Annotated in this window: 11 protein-coding genes; 4 read left to right on the forward strand and 7 right to left on the reverse strand. The window is 59.6% G+C overall.

Annotated elements, in window-relative coordinates; translation table 11 throughout:
* From N799_RS14770 to N799_RS14780, 3 genes are all read right to left on the reverse strand, one after another.
* On the reverse strand, window positions 1–445 hold a 445-nt coding region (locus N799_RS14770), incomplete at its 3' end, for an NIF family HAD-type phosphatase (protein WP_238978873.1).
* A gap of 57 nt (window positions 446–502) precedes the next feature.
* Window positions 503–781, reverse strand: a complete 279-nt coding sequence (locus N799_RS16085) for a BPSL0761 family protein (protein WP_081974887.1) — start codon at window positions 779–781, stop codon at window positions 503–505.
* Between the two features lie 140 nt (window positions 782–921).
* Window positions 922–1,866, reverse strand: coding sequence for a DNA-binding protein (locus tag N799_RS14780; protein ID WP_081974889.1), 945 nt, complete (start codon window positions 1,864–1,866; stop codon window positions 922–924).
* Between the two features lie 103 nt (window positions 1,867–1,969).
* On the opposite strand from N799_RS14780, the gene N799_RS09170 reads away from it, so the two are divergent.
* The 3 genes from N799_RS09170 to N799_RS09175 all read left to right on the forward strand — a co-directional run bounded on the left by N799_RS09170 (window position 1,970) and on the right by N799_RS09175 (window position 7,279).
* A complete protein-coding gene (locus N799_RS09170; protein ID WP_052101411.1) occupies window positions 1,970–3,049 on the forward strand; it encodes a tyrosine-type recombinase/integrase in 1,080 nt (359 codons plus the stop codon).
* A 95-nt stretch (window positions 3,050–3,144) separates the two neighbouring features.
* Complete coding sequence (locus N799_RS15335; RefSeq protein ID WP_152597883.1) at window positions 3,145–4,584, forward strand: hypothetical protein; 1,440 nt, start codon at window positions 3,145–3,147, stop codon at window positions 4,582–4,584.
* Between the two features lie 70 nt (window positions 4,585–4,654).
* Window positions 4,655–7,279 carry an ATP-binding protein gene (locus N799_RS09175; RefSeq protein ID WP_036211249.1) on the forward strand — a complete coding sequence of 875 codons (2,625 nt, stop codon included), beginning with the start codon at window positions 4,655–4,657 and terminating at the stop codon, window positions 7,277–7,279.
* Window positions 7,280–7,581: 302 nt separating this feature from the next.
* Here the strand turns inward: N799_RS09175 and N799_RS15340 are convergent, their stop codons facing one another.
* The 3 genes from N799_RS15340 to N799_RS15345 form a co-directional block, all read right to left on the reverse strand.
* Window positions 7,582–8,148, reverse strand: a complete 567-nt coding sequence (locus tag N799_RS15340; RefSeq protein ID WP_152597884.1) for a hypothetical protein — start codon at window positions 8,146–8,148, stop codon at window positions 7,582–7,584.
* 1,328 nt (window positions 8,149–9,476) lie between these two features.
* Window positions 9,477–10,193, reverse strand: coding sequence for an adenylate/guanylate cyclase domain-containing protein (locus N799_RS14785; protein ID WP_081974891.1), 717 nt, complete (start codon window positions 10,191–10,193; stop codon window positions 9,477–9,479).
* Window position 10,194: 1 nt separating this feature from the next.
* The gene (locus N799_RS15345; RefSeq protein WP_152597885.1) at window positions 10,195–10,704 is read right to left on the reverse strand and encodes a Pycsar system effector family protein; all 510 of its coding nucleotides are present in this window, start codon (window positions 10,702–10,704) and stop codon (window positions 10,195–10,197) included.
* Between the two features lie 1,192 nt (window positions 10,705–11,896).
* Here N799_RS15345 and N799_RS09190 point away from each other — a divergent pair.
* A complete protein-coding gene (locus N799_RS09190; RefSeq protein ID WP_160279963.1) occupies window positions 11,897–12,529 on the forward strand; it encodes an HAD family hydrolase in 633 nt (210 codons plus the stop codon).
* Between the two features lie 170 nt (window positions 12,530–12,699).
* Here N799_RS09190 and arsJ read toward each other — a convergent pair whose 3' ends face one another.
* Window positions 12,700–13,938 carry an organoarsenical effux MFS transporter ArsJ gene (arsJ, locus tag N799_RS09195; RefSeq protein WP_036211258.1) on the reverse strand — a complete coding sequence of 413 codons (1,239 nt, stop codon included), beginning with the start codon at window positions 13,936–13,938 and terminating at the stop codon, window positions 12,700–12,702.
* Window position 13,939: the final 1 nt, after the last annotated feature.

The raw sequence follows: 13,939 nt of genomic DNA on the forward strand, positions 1-13,939 counted from the left end.
TGTTTTTTACATGAATCCCTGCCGACCCTCTATCCGTGTCTCGATACGGTGAACAGAACTGCTCGATGGGCACCCAATGTTCTTCCTGGCCAGGATGAACATACGCTTGGCAGTCATCTACAAGAAGAACAAGCGGCCATTGCACGCGCGGGATGACGCGAAGGTCCTTGGCAGGGCCACTCCAGTCAACATACTCCAGATCAGCGAACCAGGCTGGAACAAAACATTCATTGAGAAGCCCGCGAGCGATGTGTCGGAACAGAGGCTCGCGAACGGTCGTGAATATCACAATTCGGGGAAATAGCGCACGACATTCCGTGAGGAAGTCGGTCAAGCCGGGACGGGGAATTTGACTGACTGCGTTCGAAATCAAAGTCCCTTCCAGATCCAATGCAAGCACCGGGTGGGGGCTGCTCTGCGCGACTTCCGCTGATCGGTTCATCATGGTGTCTGCTCCGGATCGGTGCTGGGGTCCGCTCACTGCATGACGCATCGGTGGGGCCTACTCGGGCCACCCCAGCCGGATGTCATACGTCAGAGGGCCTTGAGAACAGCTAGCGGCCCACTCCGGGTAGGAAGCCGGATCCACTAAGTGAGGCCCCATCCTTGTCGGATATGAGGCGTCAGACATTCCCCCGAGCTGCTCGATTGTCGGAAAGTGCCTAGCGATCGACACAGCCCGCCGGCGCAGAGCGACCGGAAGCGACCGGTCACGAGCCACTTCGATAAGAAAGCCCCCCGCCCAGACGAGGGCTCGGGTACGTTCATCCGGCATCGTCATTCCGTTCTCCTTGAGCTCCGACTCATCAGGTCCGAAGTGAGCTTGCAGTTCCGCGGTCTCACGCAGCGAGATCGGAGTTGCTCTAGGAGCGAAAAACGCATCGAACGAGCGCGCAAGGCTAGGCTAGTCCGCGGGGGCAGTCACCCCGTTTTCGAAGGCGACTTGGCGCTTCTTGTTCGAGCGGGCGCTGTTCTAGAGGCTTTACGCGGCGTGGCCTTCGCTCGCTTCATCGCTGATTCCAGCGCTGCCGGCAGGTCCCGGAGGTGTACAAGCTGTGCTTCCAGCGCCTCGGCCTTGGCTCGCTGGGCTGCTGCGTCACGTCTTGCGTCGGTCGCCTCGGCGTGGAGCTTATCCAGCTGTTGTCGATGGTCAGCCTGCGAGGCAGCTCTCTCCCGAAGCTCTACGGCGAGTTGTCGTTTTAACTCCCGAGCCTCCTGTCGCGCCCCATCCACCTCCCGATGTGCGCGATCTTCCACTGCCTGGACATGACGGGTGAGGCTATCCCGCTCGGACGACATCTGTTCGTGGAGTGTCTGGGCCCGAACTTCCGCGGTGCGTCGCTCGTCTTCGGCACTGCGTGCCCTCGCGACGGCTGCTTCCAGTTGTCCTTTCAGTGTCTCGATCTGGACTTCCAGCTGGCCGACCTGCCGCTCCAGCTCGGACGCCCGTGCGATCGACACGTTGCGCGCTTGCAAGGCGTCAGCCCGCTGCGAACGCAGGGAGACCGCTTCTTCCGCGAAGGTATCCCGCTCCTGCTGCAGCGTCGCGCGATCTGCTTCCAAGACCTCACGCTGAGCAGCGAGCGCGGCCTCAGCTGCGATTTGCGCATGCTCGAGCGATAGCGCCCACCACCTGCCCGCCAACGCCGCAACTGCTTCAGGCGCGGCCGGAAGGTCCAGACGCAGTTCATGATCTTGGAGGCGCGATCCCAAGGCTTTCCACCACGTGTCCAGCCAACGGACTACGGTGTTCGGAGACCCTGTGCCCAAGTGCGCACGGATGCGTTCCACAGTGGGACGTTCACCCGAAGCGACGAGCGCGTCAGCCGCGGAATGAACGTCTTTTTCGCTGATCCCTCGAGCCATTCCCGGGTCTCCTTCTGACCGCCCTGCCCTGCAGTTGACGTACTGGCGATAAGTGATGATTATCACTAGTACACGCGCTGTTTCATAACTTACATTACATAGTATGAAACGAAATACCACACTTCCGGCCAACGCAGCTACGACCACCAGCCTGGTCCTGCCAGAACAATTGGCCCAGAACGCCGCCAATGCGGTACGCGAGCTGCTGGCCGAAGCTGCTGCCGAAAACACCACCCGCAGCTACGCGACGGCCCTGCGCTACTGGGCTGGCTGGCACCAGGGCCGCTACGGGGTCGAATTGACGCTACCCGTCAGCGAAGCCGTGGTGATTCAGTTCCTTGTCGATCACATCCAGCGCAAGCACAAGACCGGCCTGGTCAGCGAGCTGCCGCCGGCGCTGGATCAAGCACTGGTGGAAGCTGGTCTCAAGGCCAAGATCGGCGCGCTCAAGCTGTCTACCGTGACCCAGCGCGTAGCCGTGCTCTCCACGGCCCATAAGCTCAAGCGCCTAGACAACCCTTGTGAGTTGCCTAGCGTCAGGTTGCTGCTCAGTCGGGCCCGCCGTGCTGCGGTCAAGCGCGGCGAGCGAGCAACTAAGAAGACTGCGATCACCCGCGCTGAGCTCGAAGCCATGTTGGCGACCTGCGACGACAGCCTAGAAGGCCTCCGTGACCGCGCCCTACTCTGCTTTGGATTCGCCAGTGGCGGACGCCGCCGCAGCGAGATCGCTGCGGCCGACATGCGCGATCTGCGCAAGGCGGGTGAAGGCAGCTACATCTACCGTCTGGAATACTCAAAGACGCAGCAGGCGGGAGTAACGGCGGACTCAACACCTGACAAGCCGATCCTGGGGCGCAGCGCCGAGGCGTTGGCGGCGTGGCTCGAGGCCGCAGGAATCGAGGACGGGGCGATCTTTCGGCGGATCTGGAAGAACCGGGTCGGCCCTGCCCTCCTCCCGGGCTCAGTAGCGACCATTGTGAAGCGCCGGGCTCGGCTAGCGGGTCTTGAGGGGGACTTTGGGGCGCACAGTCTGAGATCGGGGTTCGTGACCGAGGCCGGCAAACAGGGGGTTCCGCTGCCATCGGTGATGGCGATGACCGAGCATCGTTCCGTGGCGAGCGTGATTGGGTACTTTCAAGCAGGTGCCGTAGAGGACAATCCGGCTGGCCGTCTTCTTAAATAGCGCCATCGGGAACCTATGGGTCTCGGACCGCTGTCATCCAGCTCGCAAACCAAACTCGGGGCACAACAACCCTCTTCAATAATCCATGGAAGACCATGAGCAAAGACGGAAGCGTTCACATTCAAGGACATTATGCACTCCAGCCGGATAGTCCCATCGCGCTGAAATCAGCCCTCTCCGTGCGCTACGAAAAGCATGATCCAACCTCACTCGACGTTGAGATATTGTTTCTCGGAGACGAAACTGAACGTAAAGAAGCTTACTCTGCAACCAGAGCCATCGATGTCAACCTGCTGAAGCTTCACCCAATGAATAAGGGGGAGGACTCCATTAACCTGCTTGGGATCGCAGGATGGCAGTCAAGCCTGACGAGCATGACGCTGGAGGTCAGCGCCATTGAAGTAGGCATCGATCGCGAAGCTGCGAACCGCCCTATCCAGGTTCACTTCTCAGTTGGGCTCCAGCCGAGCGGCATCCTCAAAAGCTACGGCTCGGTTGAGTTTCACTACAACGGAGACATCACTACCAAACGCGGTGAAGAAGGGGCGATCTTAGTGGAAACAAGTCTCGGGCAGATTGAGGCGATGGCTTCCTATGATTACCTAGATGGCGCTGCATTCGGAGACAAAGTTGTGCATCGGGTCGAGCGAGCTCGACTGTCCGGCATGGTCGAAATCCGAGCTGGTGAAACGCTGAGGTCACTGCACGACCGTCTGCAGGAAGAAATCCTCACGATTTGTGCCGCGCTCTCGCTCTGCTATAGGCAACCTGTTGACGCGTACGAGATCGAGTACCTTTTGCGGGAGTCTGAGAGCGACCGATTTGAGCGCGCGATCTATAGGCGAAAGTGGCACAAGAGTCGGGCGAGGCATAAGGATAACGAGCTTATCCACTCCACCAATCTTCAGAATGGCGGACTCTCGAAACTCGTCCAGGCGTTAAGAACGCATCCTGAGTCCAAGTCGCTTGATCGAGGAATAGGGTTTCTCACGCATTCCTACGTTAGCTTTTTGGAAACAGGATACTTCATGGCCTTTTCTGCGATGGAAACTATTGTCAATGCCGTTTCCAAGGATTCGCAAGGCGCGCCAATAAGCTCCTCCGCCTGGAAGAAGGTTCAGAAGTCATTACGAGCGACATTTGTCGAACTCACGAAGCAAGGGCTCATTTCCTCCGAAGCCGCCAAGCAAATGAGTGACAAGATTCCCGAGATTCGCCGGGCGTCGCTTGCATCCAGAATCGATATGGCAGTCAAGTTGTACTCGGTCAAAACATCAGATCTGTGGACAGCCGAAGGCTTTGTTGAGGGGATGAAGAGAGCAAGTGAGTTCAGAAATGGACTGTTCCATGCCGCCGATACTTCCGATGGCGGCCTCATGAGCGTTGACCTGACAAGGATCAGGACATTCACTGAGAGACTCCTTCTTTCCGCACTTTCCTGGCCTGAAGAGCGCAGATGGGTGTGGAGGGACGATAGTCTTCACCGGATCATTCAGCCTGCGGACCCGAGCATCGGAAGCGAGGAGTCTTCGTAAGCCGATTGCGGGCTGCGATCGATAGGCTCAAGGACGATAGTCAGCGCGTCTTCTGTGTAGAGGGGGCTACATGGCAAGCATTTATTCGGAGTATCACCGCTTCCTGGCGTACTTGGCGCAGCGGCCCGTTCACGATGATGTGCGCCGGCTTGCACACCTAGTGCTCGATCATTTGCAGCCACTGGCCGAAGTCGGTGCTGTCCGCCGCGGGCGATCCACGCGCCTGGCGCCATTGGCCATCAGGCATCTGTCGCAGATGCCTGTCGCCTACGACGGGGATGCGCTCGGCCCCGAGAACCGGCCTGTGCTCGGGAGACTGCACCAACTCGAAGTCGGTCCGTTTCGCGGTTTCATGCGACAGGAGACGTTCGACCTCAGCCATGACATCACCCTGGTCTACGGTGCCAACGGCACCGGAAAGAGCAGCTTCTGCGAGGCCTTGGAAATGGCTATGCTCGGCTCAATCAGCGAAGCACAGGTCAAGCGGGTCGACCAGCGGACTTACTGCAACAACGTGCGCTTGCGCCGCCACTCCGCTCCGATATTGTCGTCCAAAGCCGCTGATGAGGTGTTGGTCGTCGAGCCCGACGAAGCCGAGTACCGCTTCTGCTTCATCGAGAAGAACCGCCTAGACGACTTCGCCCGCATCGCCGCGCGGACACCGGGCGATCAGCGTCAACTCATCGCCACCCTGTTCGGCGTTGACCAATTCAGCGAGTTCGTGCGCGGCTTCAATCCATCGCTCGATCAGGATCTGATGCTTGCCGGCGTGCAGGCGGCGCATCTGGCGCAGCGTCGCCTTCAGCTGGCGAACTCCGAGCAGACGATCGCAGTCCACCCACAGAAGATCGCAGCGGTCGAGGAGCAAGAGCGAGCACTGGCGCAGCTTATATCGCCTGGCGCGACATACCAGGCCTGCGTGGACTGGCTGCTCGGTACGCCGCAGCAACAGGGTCGGCTGCCGTATGTCCAGGCACAGCTGGACGCTAACCCGCCCGCTCTTCACGAAGTGACCCAAGCCCGACTACAGACGTTGCTGGCGGAGGCCTACCGCGTCCAGGGACAGTGGCAGGAGTCCTCCGCGCAACTAGCCGCCCGCGCCGGCGAGGTGTCGTATGCGAAGCTCTACGAGGCAGTGCTGGGCCTGGCCGACGGAGCGACTGCTTGTCCCGCCTGTGGAACCGGACTGGCCGCTGTGACGCAGAACCCGTTCGACAGGGCGCGCACGGGCCTGGACGAGCTCGCGCAACTGGCTGCACTCCAACAGCAGGAGAACGGGCTTCGGACGCAGTTGAGCGAGGCGGTCCGAGAGTTGTGGGACGAGATGCGCCGCGTGCTGGCGGCGGCTGCAATCGCCTGTCCTGCCGAACTGCAGGCCGCTGAGCTGCCGCTCCTCCATCCCACCGCAGCGGGCAACTGGCTCGGCGAGTGGGTCGATGGGGACCGGCGCGCATGGCACGCCGTTCTGCGTATCGCCGAGACCATCGAAGGTTTCGATGCGCTGGCTCGTGACGTGCATGCGACGCGCGGCGAGTTGGCTCAGGAGCGGAATCGACTGCAGCAGCACCAGCTGGAAATTGAACGGTTGCGGACCATGCGCGCTACGGCTGATCAGGACCTGACTGCCGCCCATCAGATGGTGGCTCAGTTCGACGATGCGAACCACGACCTGATCAAAGCCGTCGCGGCCGAAGTGCCGGAGGTGGCCCACCATCAGCGAATCAAGGCGGCCTACGACGGTTTTCTGCCCGAGATCCAAGCCTACCTGGCCGCTCTGCCGGGTGTACTGCTGCAGGGGCTGGGCGAACAGGCCCGTCATTTGTACAACGCGTTTAACCGGGCCGATCCAGCGGGCGATCTTCTGCACTCACTGTGGCTGCCGGTCGCAGAGAACGGCAAGATCGAGGTAGAGTTCGCCGCCGAGCCAGGCGTGCGCTACGACGCTCTGATCGTCTTCAGCGAAGGGCACATCAAGTGCCTAGGTCTGGCGATTTTGCTCGCCAAGAACATCGAGCAGGGCTGTCCAGTCGTCATCTTCGATGACGTTGTCAACGCGATCGACGACGACCATCGTGATGGTATCTGGCGCACATTCTTCGAGGACGGTTTGCTCGACGACAAGCAAATCATCCTCACCTCGCACGCCGAGGAATTCCTGCACCGTATCCAGCAGGAGTTGGGCGTGCGGCGCGCCGCAGCCATCAAACGCTACAAGTTCCTCCCGCATCAGGGAGAGCACGAACTGCGCGTCGACAGCGACCCGCCGACGAAGAACTACGTTCTGCTGGCCCAACAGGCATTGGCGGCCGACGAGAAGCGCGAGGCACTGCGCCAAGCCCGACCGGCACTGGAGAGCTTGACTGACCGCCTTTGGACTTGGCTGGGCCGGCGGGCGGATGGTCGGATCGACATCAAGCTGGGTGGGCCCCGGTCGCCATGGGAGTTGAACAACAAGTGCAGCAAATTGCGATCGGCGGTCAATCGAATCGCGGCACAGTATGTCGGTGCGCCCGAGGCGGTCGCCGCGCTCGATGCCTTGCTCAATATCAGTGGCGCTAGCATCGAGTGGTCTTACCTCAACAGCGGCGTGCACGACGCCCAGCGTGACCATGAGTTTGACCGCGCCACTGTGCGCACAATAGTCGAAGCAATCACCGCACTTGACGACGCACTAGAAATGCTGCAGAACCGCTGAGCAGGCGCCTCCAAAAATGTAAGCAGAGGGCCGGAAGTACATCTTCCATACCCTCGATAGATCCATCTAATCAGATAACTCTGACGCTCCGTTGCACAAGCCCGGGTCCACAGAGGCGACCTCCATAGAGTCTAGTAAGCTTTGAATGCAATCGCGTCGGCCAAATTCGGACCGTTATTGGAACCCACAACGCGGCCGTAGCCTGACGCGTTGCAACGCTGCGACGCACAGCGAGTGCTTACAAAAAAAACTAATGTGGGCACAGGAATGCCAACAATATTCCATCCACACCCGGCCGCCGCTCAAATCGTTCGTCCTAAGCGCTTCAAGATCTTTCCCCATTCAGCCTCGTCGTAGCCGGTATCGCTCTTGGCGACGTTAAGAAGCTTGTCCCGAATCTCGGCCTCAATAGGGCAAGTTTGATGGACTAATTTGAGGCGTCCTACGTCTATGACGCTGTAACTTTCGTCAGGTTTGTACTCCACACGGTTCGGATACTTAAGAGCGACGTGCCCGCGTGGTGTCATCTCTTCCACAAGCCATCTCAAACTGAGGGCTTCGGACTCAGAGCGTCCCAATTTATTCAGCTCGCTTAGGAACTGCCGCGAGAATCTCTCAGTCTCGCCATGCAGTTGCATGTATGCGTAGAGTGCCCCTTGAATGTACGGCGTGCGCCAGTCAGGGAGGGTGCAAATCTCCTCTGGCTCTGCATGTAAGTCGCAGGAGTAGAGCGTGGGCGTCCCGGTCCTTCCGTCGAGCACCTCGGAGGCGACAATAATCATCAGCGCCTGGATTTCGGATCCAAGATGAACTCCAGGGCGAAACGTGCCGATGTTCGAGGTGGCGGAACCGTGCCATAGCTTAATCATTGACACCACCATTAAGCATGTGGAGAGAAATTCTGTGGTTGTCAGGCTCCACGGGGACTCGTTCTTATCGACGACTAGGATCTAGACCCTTAATCGCCGCGTCTAGCTCATGAAGGCGCCTAGCTTCGTACTCAACAACCAGTTGCACGCACTTCCCTGGCGTTGGATAGCGAGCGAACAGTCTGGCTGCCCAGCCATTTGCCTGAGCCGATGCCTCGGTCACGCGGCCGTCAAAGTGCCGCCCGAACGCGAGGATAGGCACCTTACACAGGGTGGCAATGGTTGACGTGTGCTGGTAGACGAACCTGTCCGGGAAGAGGCGGTCAAAGTGATCGCCAACGTCTCGAGGGGCCATCTTGCTAGGCAGTTCATCTCTTACTGGTTCGTACGTAAAGCGAAGGACCTGATAGGGGCGTTGGTCCACTTTAAATGCGTTGATAGCGAGCGCAATGACGATTTCATTCGTCTCTTCAATCTGCACTATAGGCCGCATAAGGCCGACGTGACGTCCATTGAGAGCTTGGACACGAAAGTAGTCTATATCTAGGAGCACGCGTGAGGCGATCGCCTTAAGGGGGCTCTTACCTGACAATGCCGTCGTGGCGGTGTCCCAGTCTCGTCTCGAAACCTCAATCGAAGCGGCATCAACATGCGCCGACAAGTCGATGACGTTTCCACTCATAGAGTCGCTTCCTGGCTACTGGGTCAATTTTGCGCTCACAAGTCCACCGTACTCGCTGCGCGACAATAGCATTGTACTCTTGAAGTTGCCATTTTCTTTATCCTCATCGTATTTCAGTGCGCTACGGGTAGCCGACCACAGCTTAGGTGGGCAAGCGAGTCAAGTGGTTGTAAAGCTATGCCTGTTAAGGGCACTGACCAACTGGCGCCACAACTGGTATGGCGCGAATTGCGAGGCCGGATGTACAGCTACAAATAGCTTAGCTGAGCAACATTGCTGTGTTTGCTTCACGGGCTCGGGGATTCTTGATGCACCATTCAGTGCACGACATTTCTACCGTTCTACGAGAACCGCCACTCGGGGGAGTTGTCTGGTCTGCTGTGTGGAGGATATTGCTCACGCCAGATCGAGGACCGCATACGCCGAAAGCGGACATCCGCCCTACCCTCGATAAATCCATCTAATCCTCTTGTTCGCATCCTAGTCCGCTTTGCTGCCGCACCCTTCGATCGCACAATTTTTGCAGGGCAAACCAGCCGGAAGGGTAGTGGGCCAACTCTGATCAAATCCGGATACCCACGCCGCGCAATTTCACCGCGCCCTACTCGCTGCAACCCGATCTGCGAACCTGAGCATACAAAAGTACTCAAGGCTCCCACCACCATCCGGAACTATACACGTCTTTTAGGTCGTTCGCCGGAGCTTCATTCCACGTGCGGGCTTCCCACATTAGTTCACGCTGTACGCCTCCGTACTTCGCATCATCAAGGACGATGTCAAAAACGTCCTTCGTCATGATTGTCTGATGACGGTCTCGCACATTTGCCAATTTGGCTGCAATGTTAGGCGCTCTGCCTATCCAAACCAAGTCGTTGTGCGAGCGAATTCCGGAACGCACGACAAGCACTTCGCTCCTATCAATGCCGACCCCATGATTGATTTCGAAACCCCCTGCAGCTAACGCCGGGTACTTCGCGTGGAAAACCGGCCGGAGCAGCTTCTTAACAAGCCAGTTGATCTTCAATCCACAAGTCGCCGCATTGGTGTGCCTCGGGCCTTCAATGAAGACTCCCATGACCCGATCGCCATCGAAACTCCGGATATGCCCACTATGGGCGCGAATGAGCCGACAGCAGCCACCCAGAAAGGCTTTTACGATCTTCGCAGCCACGCGACTATCGAAACTCATTGCGAGCTTTGTCGATTCGGCCAAGTCTGCGTAGAGCATCACCGCCTCAAGCTTCACGCCACCTCCGGCAAGAGCGACCGTGTCTGTGGTGGGAACTACAGTGCCGTCCCGAATGCCCCAGGCTTCATCGACAATTGCATTGGTATTGCGGCGCAGTTCATCCAACAGCGCCATTTCAAGCCCCCTTGACTGGCGGAAATGCCAGAAGCGCCACGGCCCATGGAACGACCGATGCGAGTAGCCAACGGTAGGCAATTTTCAGCGACTGGAATTTGTTGCTCAAGATGCAGGAGTTTCGCCACGCTTGATGTAGGAGAGCACGGCTGAGCTCGGCCTCGGTTTGCTTTCCAAATCGCTCCACATAATCGGCAGGATGGAGCTTGGCGATCTCCCCGAAATACACGAGGGACCCGACACCTCCGTCGGTGTCTGGAAAGGAGCCCCGATAGAGACATCTCAAGCTCATGGCCGTCAGGGCGAGATAGATCAAAGCTATCACCACCTGTTGGCTTGTGAACTGCCCCACCGCTGGCGCCCGAGCAAATGCAACGCCAAGCATCGCGACGTTCAATCCAAGTAGTGCGGCAAGTAGCGCATCAACGCGTGGAAAGAAGCCGAGAACTAGCCCCAACTGATACTGCGCCGCCTGCACTTGTTCTTGAGTTGCCCTTTCGCCTTGATTCATCGCCTCCCCCAGCGGATCTCTAGACTCATTGATGCTACAGGGCGGTCCAGGGACCGGACCGGATGCTCCCCGGTAGTGCTCGCGCTTGGGATGCGCCCACCGCCTTCCCGGCTATCCAGATGATGACATTCTTGAGATCCTCAAGATGCCAGCGCGACCGATACCGAAGATGCTCCCCGGGTCGCAAGCGGCCCTTCCCTACCCCCGATAAACATCCCTAACCGCCCTGCTGCGGGGCGGTCGCTTTCACCGCAGAGCCGGCATTAGGCAGAACGCGCTCGGGAGAAGCGGTCGTCTTCAGACAAGGGGCCAGTTGAGCAAGCCAGACGCGCGCCTCGTCGAGATCGAGGTTGGAGCTCGCGTAAGCCTCACGCAGCAGCTTGGGCGAAAGCAGTTCATCCCATTTCTGTCTCGCCAAGTTGCCGGCGTTAGCCAGTAATTCATCGGTTGTTGGGGCGACGGCCCCACCCCTTTCTAGAGCATCCCGAGCGACTGGAGCAGCCGCGTCGAGATTTCCTGAAGCTGCTTCTCATCAACGACGCCATTACCCAGGAACAGGTCGCCAATGAGACGGCTTGGAGCCAGACCAAGACCACGCCCCACGCGTTCACATTTCAGCTGGTCTGGGGCGGGGCCGGGATGCTCGCGCGGGCCTTGGTCAACGCACACGAGCAGCCCAGCACTGCGTCGCCAGCTTCGACCTCAACTTACCACGTGTGACCCTGCTGCCCCCGCTCAACGCGCACTTGGCATAGCCGACTTGCAACAGGTGCGATAGGGCGTTCGGCGGTTTGCCGCCCAACGCTTCCTGGCTGCTGACCAGCAGCCGCCTACTCTAGCGACTGCACCCGGACGGCTCGGTCTACCGGGAGCCGATAACGGTCTCCGTGATCGGAGCTGCACGCCAAGACTCATCCCGCGTTGGGCTCCGCGTAGGGCGGCTCTGCGTGAACGTACACAGCGGTGACCTAAGTTACTGCCAACCCGCAGTCATCTGATCGCCTACACCAAATAAAATGATCAGGGCCGCCAGCGGATGTGGACACCGTCACCAGACGAGCTGGACGGCTGCGCCAAACAAACTGGTCAGTGCGGCAAGCAGCGATCAGTCTCGTGGCAGCCTTTGAGTGGTGGCGAGTCCCCACTGCGGAACTCCAGGCAAGATGGAGATGGTCAGCAATGGAGAGGTTTCGTGAATTCACTTGATCCGCTGCAGACACGGATCCGCGCCGTACTGTTCGATGTGTACGGAACGCTAGTGCATATCCAGAATCCTAAGAGCCCCTATCGGCAGCTGCTCAAGGTCGCGCTAGAACGACAGCCCATTAGCAAGGAGCAAAGCGCTCGCGACATCATGTGTCGGGCACTTGGGCTTACCGAGGCTGCCGGGTTCTACGGGGTGGAGCTATCGGAGATTCAACAGTGTCGGTTGGAGCTGGACCTGGACGAAGAGATCCGCAGCCTTAGGCTGTACCCCGAGGTTCCCGAGGTGTTACGCACCCTGCGTGCACGCGGGTACCGCGTTGGGCTTTGCTCCAATCTCGCCTTGCCGTACGTGCTGCCTGTCGTTCATCTACTCGAAGGAATGTTCGATGCTGCGATCTGGAGTTGCGAGGTCGGTGCGATAAAGCCGGATCCAGAGATATATGCCATGGCCACCCTGCGCCTGGGCTTCGAGCCGGCCGCGGTGCTGATGGTCGGGGACAACTATCAAGCCGATGTCGAGGGGCCACGCTTGGCAGGATTGCACGCCCTCCACCTTGATCGGCGAAACGGCGGCGGCGATCTCGGTTCGTTGGAGGGTCTGTTGGACCGCTTGACTTGAGGTCAGCTCCGTCAAACAGACTCGTCACCGCGGCGCTTTTCACGCTCGTGCGGGCACGCGATGCCGGAGTCGATCGGCCGCGCCTCCGCTTCTGAGCGCGAGCGGTCAATGGGGTATAGCGGTCGCGCACAGGGAGCCTACGTCGGTATTTGGGCGAACATGCGCTGAGCCTAAGCTGTGTCCCTCGGCGGGAATACGCCTTCGCGGTCATGTCGAGGCAATGAGATCGAGGCCAAGGCCGCGATCGCGACGAGTCCGGCGGACACCGCCAGGCAGGCAGCTAATCCAAAGCGCTGGAAAACCCAGCCCGACAACACCGTGCCCAGCAGCCGGCCCATGGCGTTGGCCATGTAGTAGAAGCCGACATCGAGCGAGACGCCGTCCTCGGCGGCGTAGCTGACAATGAGATAGCTGTGCAGCGAGGAGTTGATCGCGAACAGCACACCGAACACGGTCAGTCCCGCGATCAGCACCAGTTGCGGCGAATGCCCCTGGATCAACAGCATGGCCATCGCGGCGGGCACCAGCGCGAGCACGCTCGCCCAACCCAGCGCGGAGCGGCCATCGGGCACCTTGCCGCTTCGGCGGCCAGTCACGTACGGCGCCAGCGACTGCACCACGCCATAGCCGATCACCCAAGCCGCGAGAAAGCCGCCGACCTGCCAGAAATCCCAACCCAAGGACGTAGCCAGGAACACCGGCAGAGCGACCACGAACCAGACATCGCGGGCGCCGAACAGGAACATGCGCGCGGCCGACAGCTGGTTGATCGCGCGGCTCTTGGAGAAGATGTCGCGGAACTTCGGCTTGGCTTTCGCCTTGCCCAGGTCGCGCTTGAGCAGCACCAGGCTCAGCAGCCATACCACCGCCAGACCGGCTGCCATGATCGCGATCGCCGGCGCGAAGCCGACGGCGGTAAGCAGCGCACCGCCCAGGAAGAAGCCCACGCCCTTGAGCGCGTTTTTCGAGCCGGTCAGCGCAGCGACCCAGCGGTACAGTGCCCCTTGTTGATCGTTGGGCACCAGCAGCTTGATGCTGCTCTTGGCGCTCATCTTGTTGAGGTCCTTGGCGATGCCCGACAGTGCCTGCGCGGCCATTACCCACGGCACCAGCAGCCATGCGGTCGGCACCAGCAGCATCGACAAGGCCAGCACCTGCAGGGCCAGGCCGATGTTCATGGTGCGGTTGAGCCCGACGTGCGCACCGAGCCAGCCGCCAACGAGATTGGTGATCACCCCGAAGATCTCGTAGAACAGGAACAGCATCGCTACCTGCAGCGGACTGTAGCCAAGCTGGTGGAAATGCAGCACCACCAGCATGCGCAAGGCGCCGTCGGTCAGGGTGAATGCCCAGTAGTTGCCGGTGATCAGCAGGTACTGGCGCACATCCGGGGAGAGGCGCGCGAGCATG

Origin of the sequence: Lysobacter arseniciresistens ZS79, assembly GCF_000768335.1 — a bacterium.
GTDB classification, from domain to species: domain Bacteria; phylum Pseudomonadota; class Gammaproteobacteria; order Xanthomonadales; family Xanthomonadaceae; genus Novilysobacter; species Novilysobacter arseniciresistens.

Excerpts from the sequence above, each read along its gene's own strand:
- N799_RS16085 (WP_081974887.1), bottom strand. The coding sequence starts at position 781 with ATGACGATGCCGGATGAACGTACCCGAGCCCTCGTCTGGGCGGGGGGC.
- N799_RS14780 (WP_081974889.1), bottom strand. The coding sequence starts at position 1,866 with ATGGCTCGAGGGATCAGCGAAAAAGACGTTCATTCCGCGGCTGACGCG.
- N799_RS09170 (WP_052101411.1), top strand. The coding sequence starts at position 1,970 with ATGAAACGAAATACCACACTTCCGGCCAACGCAGCTACGACCACCAGC.
- N799_RS15335 (WP_152597883.1), top strand. The coding sequence starts at position 3,145 with ATGAGCAAAGACGGAAGCGTTCACATTCAAGGACATTATGCACTCCAG.
- N799_RS09175 (WP_036211249.1), top strand. The coding sequence starts at position 4,655 with ATGGCAAGCATTTATTCGGAGTATCACCGCTTCCTGGCGTACTTGGCG.
- N799_RS15340 (WP_152597884.1), bottom strand. The coding sequence starts at position 8,148 with ATGATTAAGCTATGGCACGGTTCCGCCACCTCGAACATCGGCACGTTT.
- N799_RS14785 (WP_081974891.1), bottom strand. The coding sequence starts at position 10,193 with ATGGCGCTGTTGGATGAACTGCGCCGCAATACCAATGCAATTGTCGAT.
- N799_RS15345 (WP_152597885.1), bottom strand. The coding sequence starts at position 10,704 with ATGAATCAAGGCGAAAGGGCAACTCAAGAACAAGTGCAGGCGGCGCAG.
- arsJ (WP_036211258.1), bottom strand. The coding sequence starts at position 13,938 with ATGCTCGCGCGCCTCTCCCCGGATGTGCGCCAGTACCTGCTGATCACC.